Source organism: Enterobacter sp. EC_50 (genome assembly GCF_019584525.1).
In the GTDB taxonomy this organism is placed as follows: Bacteria; Pseudomonadota; Gammaproteobacteria; order Enterobacterales; family Enterobacteriaceae; genus Enterobacter; species Enterobacter roggenkampii.
In genome coordinates, this window is record NZ_VDAF01000013.1 from 15,990 (window position 1) to 35,775 (window position 19,786).

General features: G+C 58.3%; 19 protein-coding genes. 17 read left to right on the forward strand and 2 right to left on the reverse strand.

From position 1 onward, the window contains the following. Nucleotides 1-80 precede the first annotated feature (80 nt). Genes prmB through FHC48_RS12320 form a run of 6 tightly spaced genes read left to right on the forward strand, consistent with a single transcriptional unit; the run spans nucleotide 81 to nucleotide 4,629 of the window. Nucleotides 81-1,013: a 50S ribosomal protein L3 N(5)-glutamine methyltransferase gene (gene prmB / locus FHC48_RS12295; RefSeq protein WP_008502612.1), complete on the forward strand. Its 933-nt coding sequence runs from the start codon at nucleotides 81-83 to the stop codon at nucleotides 1,011-1,013. 60 nt (nucleotides 1,014-1,073) lie between these two features. Next, the gene (gene aroC / locus FHC48_RS12300; RefSeq protein WP_021241578.1) at nucleotides 1,074-2,159 is read left to right on the forward strand and encodes a chorismate synthase; all 1,086 of its coding nucleotides are present in this window, start codon (nucleotides 1,074-1,076) and stop codon (nucleotides 2,157-2,159) included. Between the two features lie 2 nt (nucleotides 2,160-2,161). Continuing rightward, nucleotides 2,162-2,986 (forward strand): penicillin-insensitive murein endopeptidase, encoded by an 825-nt coding sequence (gene mepA, locus FHC48_RS12305; protein WP_008502610.1) that lies wholly within the window; start codon nucleotides 2,162-2,164, stop codon nucleotides 2,984-2,986. Then, nucleotides 2,986-3,795, forward strand: a complete 810-nt coding sequence (locus tag FHC48_RS12310; protein ID WP_021241577.1) for a sulfite exporter TauE/SafE family protein — start codon at nucleotides 2,986-2,988, stop codon at nucleotides 3,793-3,795. The genes mepA and FHC48_RS12310 overlap by 1 nt, the downstream gene beginning before the upstream one ends. Continuing rightward, nucleotides 3,795-4,340: an elongation factor P hydroxylase gene (locus FHC48_RS12315; RefSeq protein WP_008502608.1), complete on the forward strand. Its 546-nt coding sequence runs from the start codon at nucleotides 3,795-3,797 to the stop codon at nucleotides 4,338-4,340. Before FHC48_RS12310 ends, FHC48_RS12315 begins: the two co-directional genes overlap by 1 nt. A 13-nt stretch (nucleotides 4,341-4,353) precedes the next feature. After that, on the forward strand, nucleotides 4,354-4,629 hold the full coding sequence (locus FHC48_RS12320) for a YfcL family protein (protein ID WP_008502607.1): 276 nt from the start codon (nucleotides 4,354-4,356) through the stop codon (nucleotides 4,627-4,629). A 97-nt stretch (nucleotides 4,630-4,726) separates the two neighbouring features. On the opposite strand, the gene mnmC is transcribed toward FHC48_RS12320, so the two are convergent. After that, nucleotides 4,727-6,724 (reverse strand): bifunctional tRNA (5-methylaminomethyl-2-thiouridine)(34)-methyltransferase MnmD/FAD-dependent 5-carboxymethylaminomethyl-2-thiouridine(34) oxidoreductase MnmC, encoded by a 1,998-nt coding sequence (gene mnmC, locus FHC48_RS12325; protein ID WP_220420533.1) that lies wholly within the window; start codon nucleotides 6,722-6,724, stop codon nucleotides 4,727-4,729. A gap of 158 nt (nucleotides 6,725-6,882) precedes the next feature. Between mnmC and fabB the strand changes: the two genes are divergently transcribed. Both fabB and FHC48_RS12335 read left to right on the forward strand, forming a co-directional pair. Beyond that, nucleotides 6,883-8,100 carry a beta-ketoacyl-ACP synthase I gene (fabB, locus tag FHC48_RS12330; RefSeq protein ID WP_008502605.1) on the forward strand — a complete coding sequence of 406 codons (1,218 nt, stop codon included), beginning with the start codon at nucleotides 6,883-6,885 and terminating at the stop codon, nucleotides 8,098-8,100. A gap of 207 nt (nucleotides 8,101-8,307) precedes the next feature. Beyond that, nucleotides 8,308-9,486, forward strand: coding sequence for an MFS transporter (locus FHC48_RS12335; protein ID WP_059364911.1), 1,179 nt, complete (start codon nucleotides 8,308-8,310; stop codon nucleotides 9,484-9,486). Between the two features lie 88 nt (nucleotides 9,487-9,574). Here FHC48_RS12335 and flk read toward each other — a convergent pair whose 3' ends face one another. Beyond that, nucleotides 9,575-10,579 (reverse strand): flagella biosynthesis regulator Flk, encoded by a 1,005-nt coding sequence (flk, locus tag FHC48_RS12340; protein WP_008502603.1) that lies wholly within the window; start codon nucleotides 10,577-10,579, stop codon nucleotides 9,575-9,577. Between the two features lie 113 nt (nucleotides 10,580-10,692). Between flk and pdxB the strand changes: the two genes are divergently transcribed. The 9 genes from pdxB (at nucleotide 10,693) to purF (ending at nucleotide 19,702) form a co-directional block, all read left to right on the forward strand. Beyond that, nucleotides 10,693-11,829 (forward strand): 4-phosphoerythronate dehydrogenase PdxB, encoded by a 1,137-nt coding sequence (gene pdxB / locus FHC48_RS12345; protein ID WP_023294134.1) that lies wholly within the window; start codon nucleotides 10,693-10,695, stop codon nucleotides 11,827-11,829. A gap of 67 nt (nucleotides 11,830-11,896) precedes the next feature. Next, nucleotides 11,897-12,910, forward strand: coding sequence for an aspartate-semialdehyde dehydrogenase (locus tag FHC48_RS12350; RefSeq protein ID WP_023325776.1), 1,014 nt, complete (start codon nucleotides 11,897-11,899; stop codon nucleotides 12,908-12,910). Continuing rightward, nucleotides 12,910-13,722 carry a tRNA pseudouridine(38-40) synthase TruA gene (gene truA / locus FHC48_RS12355; RefSeq protein ID WP_059363134.1) on the forward strand — a complete coding sequence of 271 codons (813 nt, stop codon included), beginning with the start codon at nucleotides 12,910-12,912 and terminating at the stop codon, nucleotides 13,720-13,722. Before FHC48_RS12350 ends, truA begins: the two co-directional genes overlap by 1 nt. Before the next feature lie 28 nt (nucleotides 13,723-13,750). After that, nucleotides 13,751-14,410, forward strand: coding sequence for a DedA family protein (locus FHC48_RS12360; protein WP_008502599.1), 660 nt, complete (start codon nucleotides 13,751-13,753; stop codon nucleotides 14,408-14,410). Between the two features lie 154 nt (nucleotides 14,411-14,564). Then, nucleotides 14,565-15,470: an acetyl-CoA carboxylase, carboxyltransferase subunit beta gene (accD, locus tag FHC48_RS12365; protein WP_008502598.1), complete on the forward strand. Its 906-nt coding sequence runs from the start codon at nucleotides 14,565-14,567 to the stop codon at nucleotides 15,468-15,470. 70 nt (nucleotides 15,471-15,540) lie between these two features. Beyond that, complete coding sequence (folC, locus tag FHC48_RS12370) at nucleotides 15,541-16,809, forward strand: bifunctional tetrahydrofolate synthase/dihydrofolate synthase (RefSeq protein ID WP_023325775.1); 1,269 nt, start codon at nucleotides 15,541-15,543, stop codon at nucleotides 16,807-16,809. Further along, nucleotides 16,799-17,497, forward strand: a complete 699-nt coding sequence (dedD, locus tag FHC48_RS12375; RefSeq protein WP_008502596.1) for a cell division protein DedD — start codon at nucleotides 16,799-16,801, stop codon at nucleotides 17,495-17,497. The genes folC and dedD overlap by 11 nt, the downstream gene beginning before the upstream one ends. Nucleotides 17,498-17,662: 165 nt before the next feature. Next, complete coding sequence (gene cvpA / locus FHC48_RS12380) at nucleotides 17,663-18,151, forward strand: colicin V production protein (protein ID WP_000262116.1); 489 nt, start codon at nucleotides 17,663-17,665, stop codon at nucleotides 18,149-18,151. A gap of 33 nt (nucleotides 18,152-18,184) precedes the next feature. Then, nucleotides 18,185-19,702, forward strand: a complete 1,518-nt coding sequence (gene purF / locus FHC48_RS12385) for an amidophosphoribosyltransferase (RefSeq protein WP_021241570.1) — start codon at nucleotides 18,185-18,187, stop codon at nucleotides 19,700-19,702. Nucleotides 19,703-19,786: the final 84 nt, after the last annotated feature.

Genomic DNA, 19,786 nt, shown 5'->3' on the forward strand with positions numbered 1-19,786 from the left:
TACGCGTCATTGCTGATTTATCGCCGTCTTCATGGCAAACTAGCCGCCGAAAATTATGCGAGCATGCCCTGGAGGAAAGAGTGGATAAAATATTTGTCGATGAAGCAGTAAACGAGCTGCATACCATACAGGACATGTTGCGCTGGTCGGTTAGCCGCTTCAGCGCCGCCAATATCTGGTACGGACACGGTACCGACAACCCGTGGGATGAAGCCGTGCAGCTGGTGCTGCCGTCCCTCTACCTGCCGCTGGATATTCCGGAAGACATGCGCACCGCGCGCCTGACCTCGAGCGAAAAACACCGCATCGTTGAGCGCGTAATCCGTCGCGTGAACGAGCGTATTCCGGTCGCCTATCTGACCAACAAAGCCTGGTTCTGCGGCCACGAGTTCTATGTCGATGAACGCGTGCTGGTGCCGCGCTCGCCGATTGGTGAGCTGATCAACAACCACTTTGAAGGCCTGATCGGCCATCAGCCGCAGCACATTCTGGATATGTGTACCGGGAGCGGCTGTATCGCCATTGCCTGCGCTTACGCCTTCCCGGAAGCGGAAGTGGACGCGGTTGATATCTCCACCGACGCGCTGGCCGTGACCGAGCACAACATTGAAGAGCACGGCCTGATCCATCACGTTACGCCAATTCGCTCTGACCTGTTCCGCGATCTGCCGACGCTGCAGTACGATCTGATCGTCACCAATCCGCCGTACGTCGATGCGGAAGACATGTCCGATCTGCCGAACGAATACCGCCACGAGCCGGAGCTGGGTCTGGCGTCGGGCTCTGACGGCCTGAAGCTGACCCGCCGCATTCTGGCCTGCGCGCCGGATTATCTGACCGACGACGGCGTTCTGATTTGTGAAGTGGGCAACAGCATGGTACATCTGATAGAGCAGTATCCGGATGTGCCGTTCACCTGGCTTGAGTTCGACAACGGCGGTGACGGCGTCTTTATGCTGACCAAAGCGCAGCTGCTCGACGCGCGCGAACACTTCAGCATCTATAAAGATTAATCCAGCGGGCTTCGGCCCGTTTCACAACGCTCAAACACAAACAACAACATCGGAGCCGTGATGGCAGGAAACAGTATTGGACAGGTATTCCGCGTGACCACCTTTGGCGAGTCGCACGGGCTGGCGCTGGGCTGTATCGTTGATGGCGTACCGCCAGGCATCGAACTGACCGAAGCCGATTTGCAGCACGACCTCGACCGTCGTCGTCCGGGCACCTCTCGCTACACCACGCAGCGTCGCGAGCCAGACCAGGTCAAAATTCTCTCCGGCGTCTTTGAAGGACGCACTACAGGCACCAGCATTGGTCTGCTGATTGAAAACACCGATCAGCGCTCCCAGGACTACGGCGCCATCAAGGACGTGTTCCGTCCAGGCCATGCCGACTACACCTACGAACAAAAGTACGGCTTCCGCGACTATCGCGGCGGCGGACGTTCCTCCGCGCGTGAAACCGCGATGCGCGTGGCGGCTGGCGCCATTGCTAAGAAATACCTGCAGCAGAAATTTGGCATCGTGATCCGCGGCTGTCTGACCCAGATGGGCGACATTCCGCTGGCGATCAAAGACTGGGATCAGGTCGAGCAAAACCCGTTCTTCTGTGCGGATGCCGACAAGCTGGACGCGCTGGACGAACTGATGCGCGGTCTGAAAAAAGAGGGCGACTCCATTGGGGCGAAAGTCTCCGTCGTGGCCGACGGCGTCCCGCCAGGCTGGGGCGAGCCGGTATTTGACCGTCTCGATGCCGACATCGCGCACGCGCTGATGAGCATCAACGCGGTGAAGGGCGTTGAGATTGGCGACGGTTTTGACGTGGTATCCCTGCGCGGCAGCCAGAATCGCGACGAAATCACGAAAGCGGGCTTCCAGAGCAACCACGCGGGCGGCATTCTGGGCGGGATCAGCAGCGGGCAGCAGATTATTGCCAATATCGCGCTGAAACCAACTTCAAGCATTACCGTGCCGGGCCACACGATTAACCGCGATGGCGAAGAAGTTGAGATGATCACTAAAGGACGTCACGATCCGTGCGTGGGGATCCGCGCGGTGCCGATCGCAGAAGCGATGCTGGCGATCGTGCTGATGGATCACTTCCTGCGCCAGCGCGCGCAGAATGCGGATGTGACGACCACCATTCCACGCTGGTAAACATGAAAAAAACCGCAATTGCTCTGCTGGCGCTGCTTGCCAGTGGAGCCAGTCTGGCCGCCACGCCGTGGCAAAAAATCACCCATCCGGTGGCGGGGAGCGCGCAGTCCATCGGCGCCTTTTCTAACGGCTGTATCGTGGGGGCTCAGGAACTTCCGCTGCAATCGGATACCTATCAGGTGATGCGTACCGACCAGCGTCGTTACTTCGGCCACCCGGATCTGGTGCTGTTCATCCAGCGGCTGGGAAACCAGGTGCATAATCTGGGGCTGGGCACGATGCTGATCGGCGATATGGGGATGCCTGCGGGCGGGCGTTTTAACGGTGGACACGCCAGTCACCAGACCGGACTGGATGTCGATATATTCCTGCAGCTGCCTAAAGCGCGCTGGAGTTCAGCCCAGTTGCTGAAACCGCAGGCGCTGGATCTGGTGTCGAGCGACGGTAAGCGCGTTGTGCCCTCACTGTGGACGCCGGATATCTTCAGCCTGATTAAGCTGGCGGCAAAAGATAACGACGTTACGCGGATCTTCGTCAACCCGGCTATCAAGCAACAGCTCTGCCTCGATGAGGGAACCGATCGCGACTGGTTGCGCAAAGTGCGCCCGTGGTTCCAGCATCGTGCGCACATGCACGTTCGTCTGCGCTGCCCGGCGAATAGCCTGGAATGCGAAGATCAGCCGCTACCGCCGCCAGGCGATGGCTGTGGTGCGGAACTGCAAAGCTGGTTTGAACCGGCAAAACCTGGAACCTCTAAGCCTGAGAAGAAGACACCGCCTCCGTTGCCGCCTTCCTGCCAGGCGCTACTGGATGAGCATGTACTTTAATGGATAATTTCGTCGATCTGTTTATGGTGTCACCGCTGCTGCTGGTGGTGTTGTTCTTTGTGGCTATGCTGGCCGGTTTTATTGATGCCCTTGCGGGCGGCGGCGGGCTATTAACCGTACCCGCGCTGCTGGCGGCGGGCATGAGCCCGGCGCAAGCGCTTGCCACTAACAAGCTACAGGCCTGCGGAGGCTCGCTTTCGGCGTCGCTCTATTTTATCCGCCGCAAGGTGGTGAACCTGGCCGACCAGAAGCTCAATATCCTGATGACCTTTATCGGTTCCACGTCGGGCGCGCTGCTGGTGCAGCACGTGCAGTCGGATATTTTGCGCCAGATCCTGCCGGTTCTGGTTATCTGTATCGGTCTCTACTTCCTGCTGATGCCGAAGCTCGGCGAGGAAGACCGTCAGCGTCGTCTGCACGGCCTGCCGTTTGCGCTGATTGCCGGGGGCTGCGTCGGTTTTTACGACGGTTTCTTCGGCCCGGGGGCAGGCTCGTTTTACGCGCTGGCGTTCGTGACGCTGGCCGGGTTTAACCTCGCCAAATCTACCGCCCATGCCAAAGTGCTCAACGCGACCTCGAACGTCGGCGGCCTGCTGCTGTTTATCATTGGCGGCAAGGTTATCTGGGCAACCGGGTTTGTGATGATGGCAGGGCAGTTCCTGGGCGCGCGCGCAGGCTCGCGTCTGGTATTAAGCAAAGGGCAAAAGCTGATCCGTCCGATGATCGTTATCGTCTCGGCCGTGATGAGCGCCAAACTTCTTTATGACAGCCATGGACAGGAGATCCTCACCTGGTTGGGGATGCACTAATGAACAGTACGCATAAATATGAACAGCTGATTGAGATCTTTGACGGCTGTTTTGCTGACGATTTTAATACCCGTCTGATTAAAGGCGACGACGAACCGATCTATCTTCCTGCTGATGACGAGGTTCCGTATAACCGCATCGTCTTTGCGCACGGCTTTTACGCCAGCGGTTTGCACGAAATTTCGCACTGGTGCATCGCCGGAAAAGCGCGTCGCGAACTGGTGGACTTCGGTTACTGGTATTGCCCGGACGGGCGAGACGCCGCGACGCAGGGGCAGTTTGAGGATGTGGAAGTGAAGCCGCAGGCGCTGGAATGGCTGTTCTGCGTGGCGGCGGGTTTCCCGTTCAACGTCAGCTGCGACAACCTCGAAGGCGACTTCGAGCCAGACCGTATTGTCTTCCAGCGCCGCGTGCATGCGCAGGTGATGGAATACCTTGAGAAAGGCATCCCGGCACGTCCGGCGCGCCTGATCGAGGCCTTACAGAATTATTACCACACGCCGGCGATTGCGGCGGAAAGCTTCCCTTGGCCGGAAGATCTTTAACAGAGGAAAGAAGATGATCGCAGAATTTGAATCACGCATTCTGGCGTTAATTGATGACATGGTGGAACACGCCAGCGATGATGAGCTGTTCGCCAGCGGTTATCTGCGTGGTCACCTGACGCTCGCGGTAGCCGAGCTGGAAGCAGGTGACGATCACTCTGCCGACGCTGTTCATGAGGAAGTGACCCGCAGTCTGGAGAAAGCCATTCAGGCCGGGGAGCTCTCTCCGCGGGACCAGTCACTGGTGCTGGGCATGTGGGACAACCTGTTCCAGCAGGCTAAACGCTAAGTCATTGTTTTTCGCCCGGTGGCGCTGCGCTTACCGGGCCTACTAATTTTCCCTCTCCCTGTGGGAGAGGGTTAGGGTGAGGGCACCAGGCCGCACCTTACTTAACCATTTTCCCCTTCAGCAGTTTCCTTACCCACAAGCGATTCGGATTCAGTCCCGCAAGCGTAACCCTGTCCAGCGGAATTGGCTCGTCGCTCATTTGCGCGGCTAATACTTCAGCCAGCAGCGGCGCAGAGCACAGCCCACGGGAACCCAACCCGCCCAGCATAAACAGCTCCGGATACACCGGTGCGGCCACCGCCGTTTCCTTGTTTTCAGCCAGATCTTCATAGGCCGCAAGCGTCGCGTCATAGTCCGGCGCGTTGCCCGCCATCGGCAGATGATCGCGGGTGGCACAGCGCACGCCGCAGCGCGCGTCACCCTCGCTGACGTCAACCTCTTTCGCCCACGTCGCATCCGGGAAACAGTCAATCAGGCGCTGGCGGTTTTGCGCCTGATCCGCTTCGCTATAGCGCATATCCGTTTCGCCACGATGATAGCTGGCCCCGATGCAGTGATGGCCGTTAGACGGATTTTGCGGCGTCAGATAGCCGTCATAGCACAGCACCTGGCGCAGTTTGCCGAGCGCAGGCGCGGTGGGGATATGGCTTACCTGGCCGCCGACCGGATAAACCGGCAACGCTGCCGTCTGGATAAACTGGCTGATGTGATGCCCGTTGGCCAGCACAACGCTGGCATGGCTCGCCTCCTTGCCATCAGCAAAACGCAGAGCCCAGCGTTCTGTCCGGGTGAGCGATTCCACCTTGTGGGCATAGTGCAGCGTCAGCCCGCGCGACTGCGCCAGGGCTATGACCGCCGCGGTCAGTTCGGCCGGGCACAGCCAGCCGCCGAGCGGGTACTGAATGCCCCCACACTCGGTTTCCACGCCAGCGGTGTCCGCCACCTCTTGCGCGCTTACCGCGCGGGCAATTTCTTCCGGCAGGCCCAGCGACAGCATCTGCGCGATCTTCTGCTGGCTCTTCTCATCCCAGCCGAGCTGCGTCACGCCACACCAGTCGTGGTCGAATGCCACTGGCAGCGCGTCGTACAGGCGGCGGGCGAAGGTAAAGGCTGCCGGGAAAAACTGGAACAGGGCCGGATCGTGTGCGCTTAAAAGCGGATAGAGCGCCCCCTGACGGTTGCCGGATGCGCCGCTGGCGGGCGCGTCGTCAGCGCAGTAGAGCGTCACCTGCCAGCCACGCTGGAGAAGGGCGAGCGAGAGCAGGGCGCTGGCGATCCCGCCGCCAACGATCGCCACGTCGCGCGATGCGCTGGCGCGGCGCGCAAACCAGGGCGTCTGAGCGGGGATCTCCAGCGTCTGCTCCATCCTGCCGACCAGCATGTCGCGCTTGCGGCCAAAGCCTTTGGTCTTCTGCATGGTAAAGCCCGCCTCCTGCAGCCCACGGCGGACAAAGCCCGCCGAGGTGAAGGTGGCAAGGGTAGCCCCAGGGCGCGCCAGCCGCGCCATCGCGTTAAACAGATGCTGGCTCCACATGTCCGGGTTTTTGGCAGGGGCAAAACCGTCCAGAAACCACGCGTCGACCTTCTGATTCATCGAATCATCGAGCCTGTCGGTCAGGTCGTTGATGTCGCCGAGCCATAGGTCCAGCGTGACGCGTCCACCGTCCAGAATCAGACGGTGACAGCCGCCGATGTGGGGCGGCCACTGCGCCTGAAGCTGTTCTGCCCAGGGCGCAAGCTCCGTCCAGCGCTGGTGGGCAAGCCGCAGATCGTGCGCGGTGAGCGGGAATTTTTCGAAACTGATGAAATGTAATCTTTGTAGCGTAGCCTCAGGGTGAGCAGCGTGGAACTGATTAAACGCCTGCCAGAGGGTTAAAAAATTCAGACCGGTGCCGAATCCACTTTCCGCGACCACAAACAGGCTCCGCGGGTGCGCCGGGAAGCGGGTGCTGAGCTGGTTTCCGTCGAGGAAAACATAGCGAGTTTCTTCGAGTCCGTTATCATTAGAAAAATAGACGTCATCAAAATCTCGGGAAACAGGTGTACCCTCAGCGTTGAATTCGAGGTTGGCGGGTTGTATAGCGTTTTGTTTCACGTAAGTTACTCGTCTGACAGGCAGTGGCACGATCTTAACGATGTGAGTCCATCGGTGCAAATTTCCGCAGAAAATGTCTGATCGGACTTGTTCGGCGTACAAGTGTACGCTATTGTGCGACTCGAAACTTACTATAGTGCGACTTACAGAGGTATTGAATGAAACGTGCAGTGATTACTGGCCTGGGCATTGTTTCCAGCATCGGTAATAACCAGCAGGAAGTCCTGGCATCTCTGCGTGAAGGACGCTCCGGGATCACTTTCTCTGAAGAGTTTAAAGATTCAGGTATGCGTAGCCACGTATGGGGTAACGTCAAACTGGACACCACCGGTTTGATCGACCGCAAAGTGGTTCGTTTCATGAACGATGCCTCTATTTATGCTTATCTCTCCATGCAGGAAGCGATCAAAGATTCCGGCCTGAGTGAAGAGGTTTATCAGAACAACCCGCGCGTGGGTCTGATCGCCGGTTCCGGCGGCTCATCTAAAGCGCAGGTATTCGGTGCTGACGCAATGCGTAGCCCGCGTGGTCTGAAAGCGGTAGGTCCGTACGTGGTCACGAAAGCCATGGGTTCTGCGGTTTCCGCGTGCCTGGCGACCCCGTTCAAAATCCACGGTGTGAACTACTCCATCAGCTCCGCGTGTGCGACCTCCGCACACTGTATCGGTAACGCTGTTGAGCAGATCCAGCTGGGTAAGCAGGACATCGTATTTGCTGGCGGCGGCGAAGAGCTGGGCTGGGAAATGGCCTGTGAATTCGACGCGATGGGCGCACTGTCCACCAAGTACAATGAGACCCCGGACAAAGCCTCCCGTACCTACGATGCGCACCGTGACGGTTTCGTTATCGCAGGCGGCGGCGGTATGGTTGTGGTTGAAGAGCTGGAGCACGCTCTGGCACGTGGCGCGCACATCTATGCTGAGATCGTGGGCTACGGCGCAACGTCCGACGGCGCCGACATGGTTGCGCCATCCGGCGAAGGTGCGGTGCGCTGCATGAAGATGGCGATGCACGGCGTTGACACCCCAATCGACTACCTGAACTCTCATGGTACTTCTACGCCGGTAGGCGACGTGAAAGAGCTGGGTGCGATCCGTGAAGTCTTCGGCGACAACAGCCCGGCAATCTCCGCGACCAAAGCCATGACCGGTCACTCTCTGGGTGCGGCTGGCGTACAGGAAGCGATCTACTCTCTGCTGATGCTGGAAAACGGCTTTATCGCGCCAAGCATCAACATCGAAGAGATGGACGAGCAGGCTGCTGGCCTGAACATCGTGACCAAACCAACGGACGCGACGCTGACTACCGTCATGTCCAACAGCTTCGGTTTCGGCGGCACCAACGCCACGCTGGTCATGCGTAAGCTGAAAGCATAAGTTTTATGTTTGATTCGAAAGGGGAGCCATAAGGCTCCCTTTTTTATGCATTGACAAGCGGCTGATCTCACAGGCAAACTTCACCACTCAACATTATCCTCACGATAATGCGTAAGCGTTTAACGTCAACCAACGCACCTTAATCCTGATAATCAGGTAGAGGGGGCGTGGCATTTCCCCGCCTTACTCTTCATTTCGGAGTAAAGCATGACTGCAGTAACTCAAACAGAAACAACCCCTTCAGCGAACGTCTCGCTGTTCCGTATCGCCTTTGCGGTATTCCTGACCTATATGACCGTTGGCCTGCCGCTGCCGGTGATCCCGCTGTTCGTTCATCAGGAGCTGGGCTATGGCAACACCATGGTCGGCATTGCCGTGGGCATTCAGTTTTTAGCCACGGTATTAACCCGCGGCTACGCCGGACGTCTGGCGGACCAGCACGGTGCCAAACGCTCGGCGCTGCAGGGGATGTTTGCCTGTGGGCTGGCGGGCGGCGCATGGCTGCTGGCGGCTCTATTGCCGGTCGATGCCGCGTATAAATTTGCGCTGCTGGTGCTGGGCCGTTTAATTCTCGGCTTCGGTGAAAGCCAGCTGCTGACCGGCACCCTGACCTGGGGAATGGGGCTGGTGGGGCCAGCACGTTCCGGCAAGGTGATGTCCTGGAACGGCATGGCCATCTACGGCGCGCTGGCCGCCGGGGCACCGCTTGGTCTGCTGATCAACAGCCAGTTCGGTTTTGCGGCGCTGGCTGCCACCACCATGGCGCTGCCGCTGGTGGCATGGGCGTTTAACGGCTCGGTGCGTAAGGTGCCCGCGCACAAAGGCGAGCGTCCTTCCCTGTGGAGCGTGGTCGGCCAAATCTGGCAGCCGGGCCTGGGCCTGGCGCTGCAGGGCGTGGGTTTTGCGGTGATTGGGACGTTCGTCTCGCTCTATTTTATGAGCCGCGGCTGGGCAATGGCCGGTTTTACGCTTACCGCGTTTGGCGGCGCGTTTGTGCTGATGCGCGTCTTCTTCGGCTGGATGCCGGATCGCTTTGGCGGCGTGAAGGTGGCGGTGGCGTCGCTGGTCATTGAAACCATCGGTCTTCTGCTGTTGTGGAATGCACCCGTGGCATCCGTTGCGCTGCTTGGTGCGGCGCTGACCGGCTGCGGCTGTTCTCTGATCTTCCCGGCGCTGGGCGTTGAAGTGGTGAAGCGCGTGGCTCCGCAGGTGCGCGGGACGGCGCTCGGCGGCTATGCGGCGTTTCAGGATATCTCATACGGAGTAACCGGGCCGCTGGCCGGGGTGTTAGCCACCTCGTTTGGCTATCCGTCCGTCTTCCTGGCCGGTGCGGTTTCCGCGGGGGTGGGGATCGTGGTGACGCTGGTGGCGTTTCGCAGAACGTGAGTCGTTGTTGCCGGGTGGCGCTGCGCTTACCCGGCCTACGGTTCAAGCCGTTGTAGGCCCGGTAAGCGCAGCGCCACCGGGCAAAATATCAGGCAACCAGCCAGAAAATCGCCAGCGCAATCAGTAATGCAATAAACATCAATCCCGGACGCGCAGAAAGTGTTCTGAAGGTCTCCACGACCGGCGCAAACAGCGGGCTGTAGATCGGCTGAATATTTCTCACCTCTGGTACGCCGCCTTCGCGCTCGGCGCGGCGAACAAAGATCTGGTTGAGCAGATCCTGCACCTGCGCGGTAGTCAGTACCGTTTGCGGCGTGGCCTGCCAGTTCTGTTGGGCATAATCCCGAATCACCTCGAACTCGTGCGGCTCAAGCGGCTGTTTCAGCGCGGCCTGCACAGTATGCAGGGTAGGGGCGCTCTGGGTGCTGAGCGTCTGGCGTGCCTGGAGCCAGGTCACCAGATGGGTAAACTGTTTGGCCGGGATCAGCTCGCCTGCCTTCACGCCCGACAGCTCCAGCATGGATTGCCAGATAAGCTTCGTCGGTTCGCCGGTGGCCGCGGCCAGCTTCGTCACCATCTGCTTGAGCGTATTGTGCTCGGCGGGCAGTAGCGGGCGCTCGGTCGCCGGGCGCACCTGCGGCTGCGGAATCGACAGCTCATTGTTCTGCAGCAGCGTCAGCACGGTTTTGAGCTGGTCGGGCGTCAGTTGGCCCAGCGCGGTCTGACCATACTGCTGGCGAATAAAATCACTCACCGCCTGGCGGTTATTTCCCTGGCCCAGCAGCTCCGTCAGCTGAGAAACAATCTGGCGCGTGGTGTGGTTCTGCTGCGCGGTTGTAATACGCTGGTTCAGATTTTGCTCGGCAGCGGGGAAATGGCGCGACTGCAGCGGTGCGTCGTTCCTCACGCCTAAATCATGCTTCACCCCGGCCCAGACTTCCGCGTTTTGCTGCGAAGTCAGCGCAATCAGGCGCGTGATCAGTCGCTCCAGCACGGTGCGCTGTTGCGTGGATAGCGGTTGTTCACCGGCAACGTTTGGCGTGACGGGGCCTTCACCCGGAGGGCGTGGCGGCGTACCTGAAATGGGCTGCATCGTCAAAAATCCTTAAAGTCAAAACTCAGCGTAAACCTGGCAGACGTATATGCCTGGCGGCCAGATTATGGCACACTTGGCAGGTTTTCTTCCTCTCAAACAGGTACTCAGACGTGAAAATCCTCGTTGATGAAAATATGCCTTACGCCCGTGAGCTGTTTAGCCGCCTGGGTAACGTTAAGGCTGTTCCTGGTCGCCCGATCCCGGTCAACGAACTGGACGATGCCGACGCCCTGATGGTGCGCTCGGTGACCAAAGTAAATGAGGCGTTGCTCGCCGGTAAGGCGATTAAGTTCGTTGGGACCGCAACGGCAGGGACCGATCATGTGGATGATAAATGGCTGAAGCAGGCCGGAATCGGTTTCTCCGCCGCGCCGGGCTGTAACGCGATTGCCGTCGTGGAATACGTTTTCTCCTCGCTGCTGATGCTGGCCGAGCGCGACGGGTTTGCGCTGAAAGACCGCACCGTGGGGATTGTCGGCGTGGGTAACGTCGGCGGACGCCTGCAAAAGCGCCTGGAAGCGTTAGGGATCCGCACGTTGCTGTGCGATCCGCCGCGCAAAGACAACGGCGATGACGGGGATTTCCGTTCGCTGGACGAGCTGGTTGAACAGTGCGACGTGCTGACGTTCCACACGCCGCTGTTTAAAGAGGGGCCGTATAAGTCTCTGCATCTGGCCGATGAGGCGTTAATTCGCCGTCTGAAGGCTGGCACTATTCTGATAAATGCCTGCCGTGGTCCGGTAGTCGATAACGCCGCGCTGCTGACGTGTCTGAACGAAGGACAAGACCTCAGCGTGGTGCTGGACGTCTGGGAGCCTGAGCCGGACCTCAACGTTGAGCTGCTAAATAAGGTTGATGTGGGCACGGCGCATATCGCTGGTTATACCCTCGAAGGGAAAGCCCGCGGTACGACGCAGGTCTTCGAAGCCTACAGCGCCTTTATCGGCCATCCGCAGCAGGTGGCGCTGGATACCTTACTCCCCGCGCCTGAATTTGGCCGCATTACCCTTCACGGTCCGCTCGATCAGGCAACGCTGAAAAGGCTGGTGCATTTGGTGTATGATGTGCGCCGCGATGATGCGCTGCTGCGTAAAGTGGCGGGAATCCCGGGTGAGTTTGATAAGCTGCGCAAGAACTACGTTGAGCGCCGCGAGTGGTCTTCCCTCTATGTGATGTGCGACGACGCGTCGGCGGCGACGCTGCTGCACAAGCTGGGGTTTAACGCCGTTCATCACCCGGCGCATTAATGTCTTCTTAATGCTCCCTGTCGGATACTCCGACAGGGACGCTTTTTTATTTCTGGAGTAAACCACCATGTCTGAAGGCTGGAACATTGCCATTTTAGGTGCCACGGGTGCCGTGGGCGAAGCCCTGCTCGAAACGCTTGCTGAGCGTCAGTTCCCGGTGGGCGATATCTATGCGCTGGCGCGAACGGATAGCGCGGGTGAGCATCTGCGTTTTAACAATAAATCCGTCATGGTTCAGGATGCGGCGGCGTTCGACTGGACGCAGGCGCAGCTGGCGTTTTTCGCCGCGGGCGCTGAAGCCACTGCGGCGTACGTTGAAGAGGCGACCAACGCAGGCTGCCTGGTCATCGATCTGAGCGGTCTGTTCTCCATGGAGCCGGATGTGCCGCTGGTGGTGCCGGACGTGAACCCGTTTGTACTGGCTGACTACCGCAACCGTAACGTCATTGCGGTACCGAACAGCCTGACCAGCCAGCTGCTGACCGCCCTGAAACCGCTGATCGACGACGGCGGACTGTCGCGCATTACCGTGACCAGCCTGCTGTCCGCGTCCGCAAACGGCAAAAAGGCCGTTGACGCGCTGGCCGGGCAGAGCGCGAAGCTGCTGAACGGCATCCCGATTGACGAAGATGATTTCTTTGGCCGCCAGCTGGCGTTCAACATGCTGCCGCTGCTGCCGGACCGCGAGGGTTCCGTGCGCGAAGAGCGTCGTATCGTTGATGAGGTGCGTAAAATTCTGCAGGACGATGGCCTGATGATCTCCGCAAGCGTCGTGCAGTCCCCGGTCTTCTACGGTCACGCGCAGATGGTCGGCTTTGAAGCGCTGCGTCCCCTGGCGGCAGAAGAGGCGCGCGATGCGTTTGGCCGCGGGGAAGACATCGTTCTCTCTGAAGAGAGTGAGTTCCCGACGCAGGTAGGCGACGCCACCGGCAGCGCGCATCTTTCCGTTGGCTGCGTGCGTAACGACTACGGTATGCCGGAGCAGGTTCAGTTCTGGTCCGTTGCCGACAACGTTCGTTTCGGCGGCGCGCTGATGGCGGTCAAGATCGCTGAAAAACTGGTGCAGGAGTACCTGTACTGATGTCAGACGTGGAACAAAAGCCGGTTCATAAAATTGCCCTCGGTATTGAGTACGATGGCAGTAAATATTATGGCTGGCAGCGTCAGAATGAGGTGCGCAGCGTCCAGGAGAAACTGGAGAAAGCGCTCTCTCAGGTGGCAAACGAGCCGATTAACGTCCTGTGCGCAGGCCGTACGGACGCGGGCGTTCACGGCACGGGGCAGGTGGTGCACTTTGAGACCACCGCCGTGCGTAAGGATGCCGCCTGGACGCTGGGTGTAAATGCGAATTTGCCTGGTGACATTGCGGTGCGTTGGGTGAAAGCTGTGCCGGATGATTTTCATGCGCGTTTCAGCGCCACCGCGCGTCGTTACCGTTATGTCATCTACAACCAGCGTCTGCGTCCGGCGGTGTTAAGCCAGGGCGTGACGCATTTTTATGAACCGCTCGATGCGGAACGCATGCATCGCGCGGCGCAGAGTCTGATTGGTGAAAATGACTTTACCTCGTTTCGTGCGGTGCAGTGTCAGTCCCGCACGCCGTGGCGTAATGTCATGCACATTCACGTCAGCCGTTTTGGCGCGTATGTGGTGGTGGATATCAAAGCCAATGCCTTTGTACATCATATGGTGCGGAATATTGTGGGCAGCCTGATGGAAGTGGGTGCCGGACACCAGCCGGAGAGCTGGATTGCAGACCTGCTGGCAGCGAAGGACAGAACGCTTGCGGCAGCCACGGCGAAAGCGGAAGGGCTGTATCTGGTCTCGGTAGACTATCCGGATCGGTTTGACCTGCCGAAACCGCCAATGGGGCCGCTGTTTTTAGCGGACTAAACAAAGGTGCAATTAAGGCTTAGACAATATGGACGTAATTCGTTTTTTGATTGATTTCATCCTGCATATTGATGTTCACCTGGCAGAGCTGGTCGCGCAGTATGGCGTCTGGGTTTATGCCATTCTGTTCCTCATTCTGTTTTGTGAAACCGGGCTGGTTGTCACGCCGTTCCTGCCGGGCGATTCACTGCTGTTTGTCGCCGGGGCGTTATCGGCGCTGCCCACCAACGATTTGAATGTGCATCTTATGGTGGTGCTGATGGTGATTGCCGCCATCGTCGGTGATGCGGTCAACTACACGATTGGACGCGTATTCGGCGAGCGGCTTTTCAGCAATCCCGATTCAAAAATTTTCCGTCGCAGTTATTTAGATAAAACTCATGCATTTTATGAACGCCATGGCGGAAAAACCATTATCCTTGCGCGCTTTGTGCCTATTGTGCGCACATTTGCACCGTTTGTGGCGGGAATGGGACATATGTCCTATCGTCATTTTGCCATGTATAACGTCGTGGGGGCGCTGCTTTGGGTACTGCTGTTTACCTATGCGGGTTACCTGTTTGGCGATCTCCCGGTGGTTCAGGAAAATCTTAAGTTACTGATTGTAGCGATTATTGTGCTTTCCGTACTGCCGGGCGTTATCGAAATCATTCGTCATAAACGTGCGGCGGCAAAGCAAGCGAAGTAAATGCACACTGGCGGTTCGACCACTTTTTTATCCAAAGTTTCGGGCTGTTATGTTTTAATGTGCAACATTCATGGTCTGTTGGAGGCAAAAATGGCATTATTCGCCTCTTATAGCAAAACTGGCATACGACCAGGTTCAGGCAGAAAGGTTATCAATGAGCTGGATTGAACGAATTAAAAGCAACATTACCCCAACGCGTAAAGCGAGCATTCCTGAAGGGGTATGGACGAAGTGTGATAGCTGCGGCCAGGTTCTGTATCGCGCAGAGCTGGAGCGCAACCTTGAGGTGTGTCCGAAGTGTGACCACCATATGCGTATGTCGGCGCGCAACCGCCTGCATAGCCTGCTGGACGAAGGTTCTCTGGTAGAACTGGGCAGCGAGCTTGAGCCAAAAGACGTGCTGAAGTTCCGCGACTCCAAAAAATATAAAGATCGTCTGGCCTCCGCACAGAAAGAGACCGGCGAGAAAGACGCGCTGGTCGTCATGAAAGGTACCCTGCATGGGATGCCGGTTGTTGCCGCTGCGTTTGAGTTCTCCTTTATGGGCGGCTCAATGGGCTCCGTGGTCGGTGCGCGCTTCGTGCGTGCCGTTGAGCAGGCGCTGGAAGACAACTGTCCGCTGATCTGCTTCTCTGCCTCCGGCGGAGCACGTATGCAGGAAGCCCTGATGTCCCTGATGCAGATGGCTAAAACCTCTGCAGCGCTGGCGAAGATGCAGGAGCGCGGTCTGCCGTACATCTCCGTGCTGACCGACCCAACCATGGGCGGCGTCTCCGCGAGCTTCGCGATGCTGGGCGACCTGAACGTCGCTGAGCCAAAAGCGCTGATCGGCTTTGCGGGTCCTCGCGTTATCGAGCAGACCGTTCGTGAAAAACTGCCGCCGGGATTCCAGCGCAGTGAGTTCCTCATTGAGAAAGGCGCCATCGACATGATCGTCCGCCGTCCGGAAATGCGCCTGAAACTGGCGCGCATCCTGGCGAAGCTGATGAATCTGCCAGCGCCGAACCCGGATGAGCCGCGTGAAGGCGTGGTGGTACCGGATCAGGAACCCGAGGCCTGATAACTGAAAAGGGCAGGGCCGGTTGGCGCTGCCCTTTTGCTTTCTAATCTGTTAATGACAACCGGGCATTATGGAAAATAAAAGCATTCCCCAAGCCACGTCGCCCCTGGCCGCGTGGCTTTCTTATCTGGAAAACCTGCACAGTAAAACCATCGATATGGGGCTTGAGCGCGTAAGCCAGGTTGCCGCGCGTCTTGATGTGCTGAAACCGGCGCCTTTCGTGTTCACCGTCGCAGGCACCAACGGCAAAGGTACCACCTGCCGCACGCTGGAATCCGTCCTGATGGCGGCGGGCTACAGGGTCGGCGTGTACAGCTCGCCACATCTGGTACGCTACACCGAGCGGGTTCGTGTGCAGAACCGCGAGCTGCCGGAGTCCGCGCATACGGCATCGTTCGCGGAAATTGAAGCCGCGCGCGGAGAGACCTCATTAACCTATTTTGAATACGGCACTCTGTCGGCCCTGTGGCTGTTCAAACAGGCCCAGCTGGACGTGGTGATCCTTGAGGTTGGTCTTGGCGGACGTCTTGATGCGACCAATATCGTCGATGCAGACGTGGCGGTAGTGACCAGCATCGCGCTGGATCATATCGACTGGCTGGGGCCCGATCGTGAAAGCATTGGCCGCGAGAAGGCCGGTATTTTCCGGGCAAATAAACCTGCCGTGGTGGGCGAGCCGGACATGCCGCACACCATTGCTGACGTGGCGAACGAAAAGGGCGCACAGCTGCTGCGCCGCGGCGTTGACTGGCAGTATGAGGTTCAGGACAACGGCTGGCGCTTTAGCGACGCGCAGGGGGCGCTGGATAACCTGCCGCTGCCGCAGGTCCCGCAGCCAAATGCGGCAACCGCGCTGGCGGCACTGCGCGCCAGCGGCCTCGTGGTCAGCGAACAGGCGATCCGCGAGGGTATACAAAACGCGATTCTGCCAGGGCGTTTCCAGATTGTGAGCGAGTCACCGCGCCTCATTCTGGATGTGGCGCACAACCCCCACGCGGCGGCGTATCTCGCGGGACGTCTCAAATCGTTACCAAAAACCGGGCGCGTGCTGGCGGTTATCGGTATGCTTCATGATAAAGATATCGGCGGGACGCTGGCCTGCATGGAGAGTGTGGTCGATAGCTGGTATTGTGCTCCTCTGGAGGGGCCACGCGGCGCGACGGCTGAGCAGCTGATGGAACATCTCGGCAAAGGTGCAATCTACAGTAGCGTGGCGCAGGCCTGGCATGCCGCGATGGCGGAGGCTAAACCAGAAGATACCGTGCTGGTGTGTGGTTCATTCCACACGGTGGCACATGTCATGGAAGTGATGGACGCGGGGAGAACCGGTGGCGAGTAAGTTTCAGAACCGTTTAACAGGAACCATTGTGCTGGTCGCGCTCGGGGTGATTATTCTTCCCGGGCTGCTCGACGGGCAGAAAAAGCATTATCAGGATGAGTTTGCCGCGATTCCGCTGGTGCCGAAACCGGGCGACCGCGATGAGCCGGATATGCTGCCCGCGGCGACGCAGGCGCTGCCTGCTCAGCCTCCGGAAGGGGCGGCGGAAGAGGTGCGCGCGGGCGATGCCGCCGCACCGTCGCTCGATCCGTCTCGCCTGGCGGCCACGAGCAACAGCGATATCGATCCTGTGCCGGTCGAGCAGCCTAAACCGGTTGAAAAACCGAAGCCGGTTGAGAAGCCGCAGCCGAAACCGCAGCGTGATAAAGCGGCAGAACAGCTCGCCGCAGCGTCAGAGACGCCTCCGCCAGCAAAACCGACGCAGCAGGACGCTGCTGCCCCAACGGGCAAAGCCTACGTGGTGCAGCTCGGTGCGCTGAAAAATGCGGACAAGGTGAATGAGGTGGTGGGTAAACTGCGCAGTGCGGGATATCGTGTTTACACTTCACCTTCCACGCCGGTGCAGGGTAAAATTACCCGTATCCTCGTGGGGCCAGAAGCGTCTAAAGACAAACTGAAAGGGTCGCTGGGTGAGCTGAAGCAGATCTCCGGCCTGAGCGGTGTAGTAATGGGCTACAGCGCGAACTAAGTACGACCTGCTCCTGTAAGAGAGAGGCGATAAGCCACGGCGTTGAACATTTTTTCAGCGCCTTTTTTATTTACGCGCGGGAAGGAAATCCCTACGCAAACGTTTTCTTTTTCTGTTAGAATTCGCCCCGAACTGGATGACAGGGCGTTTAATCGTGGGACACATATGGTCTGGATTGATTACGCCATCATTGCGGTGATTGGTTTTTCCTGTCTGGTTAGCCTGATCCGTGGCTTTGTTCGTGAAGCGTTATCGCTGGTGACCTGGGGTTGTGCTTTCTTTGTCGCCAGTCATTACTACACTTACCTGTCTGTCTGGTTCACGGGCTTTGAAGATGAACTGGTCCGAAATGGAATCGCCATCGCGGTGCTGTTTATCGCGACGCTGATTGTTGGCGCTATCGTCAATTACGTGATAGGTCAGCTGGTCGAGAAAACCGGTCTGTCAGGAACGGACAGGGTACTCGGGATCTGTTTCGGGGCATTACGAGGCGTGCTGATTGTGGCCGCGATCCTGTTCTTCCTGGATACCTTCACCGGGTTCTCCAAAAGTGAAGACTGGCAGAAATCGCAGCTCATTCCAGAGTTCAGCTTCATCATCAGATGGTTCTTTGACTATCTGCAAAGCTCGTCGAGTTTTTTGCCCAGGGCATAAACCCTGAGATGTGGCTTAACGAGGAAAAGACGAATGTGCGGTATTGTCGGTATCGCCGGTTTCATGCCGGTAAACCAGTCGATTTATGACGCGTTAACGGTGCTTCAGCACCGTGGGCAGGATGCTGCGGGTATCATCACCATTGATGCAAACAACTGCTTCCGTTTACGCAAGGCGAATGGCCTGGTAAACGATGTGTTTGAAGCCCGCCATATGCAGCGTCTGCAAGGTAATATGGGGATCGGTCACGTTCGTTATCCTACCGCTGGCAGTTCCAGCGCCTCTGAGGCACAGCCTTTCTACGTCAACTCACCGTATGGCATCACCCTTGCCCATAACGGCAACCTGACCAACGCGCATGAGCTGCGTAAAAAGCTGTTCGAAGAGAAACGTCGCCACATTAACACCACCTCTGATTCTGAAATCCTGCTCAACGTGTTCGCCAGCGAGCTGGATAACTTCCGCCACTATCCGCTGGAAGCGGACAACATTTTTGCCGCGATTGCCGCGACCAACCGTCAGATCCGCGGTGCGTACGCCTGCGTGGCGATGATCATCGGTCACGGCATGGTGGCCTTCCGCGATCCAAACGGCATTCGTCCGCTGGTACTCGGCAAGCGCGACCTCGGCGATGGCCGTACCGAATATATGGTTGCCTCGGAGAGCGTGGCGCTGGATACCCTGGGCTTCGAATTCCTGCGCGACGTGGCGCCGGGCGAAGCGGTCTACATCACCGAGAAGGGCCAGCTGTTTACCCGCCAGTGTGCCGACAACCCGGTCAGCAACCCGTGCCTGTTTGAATACGTTTACTTTGCCCGTCCGGACTCCTTCATCGACAAGATTTCCGTCTACAGCGCGCGCGTCAACATGGGCACCAAGCTTGGCGAGAAGATTGCCCGCGAGTGGGACGATCTCGACATCGACGTGGTGATTCCTATCCCGGAAACCTCCTGCGATATCGCGCTGGAGATCGCCCGCATTCTGGATAAGCCATACCGTCAGGGCTTCGTGAAGAACCGCTACGTTGGCCGCACCTTTATCATGCCGGGGCAGCATCTGCGCCGTAAGTCCGTGCGCCGCAAGCTGAACGCTAACCGCGCGGAATTCCGCGACAAGAATGTTCTGCTGGTGGATGACTCCATCGTTCGCGGTACCACCTCTGAGCAGATTATCGAGATGGCACGCGAAGCGGGTGCGAAGAAAGTCTATCTGGCCTCTGCTGCGCCGGAGATTCGCTTCCCGAACGTGTACGGTATTGATATGCCAACCGCCAACGAGCTGATCGCTCACGGGCGTGAAGTGGATGAAATTCGCCAGATCATCGGCGCTGACGGCCTGATTTTCCAGGACCTCAACGACCTCATCGACGCGGTGCGTGCCGAGAACCCGGAAATTCAGCAGTTTGAATGCTCCGTGTTCAACGGCATTTACGTGACCAAAGACGTTGACCAGCAGTACCTCGACTATCTTGATTCGCTGCGCAACGACGACGCCAAAGCCGTTCAGCTGCAAAACGATCTCGAAAGCCTAGAGATGCACAACGAAGGTTGATGTTCCGGCAGGTGAGGGCGTATGCCCTCACTTGCAACTCCCTGCAAAATCCTGCACAGTCTGCCCTGAAATCAGTAAGGGCGA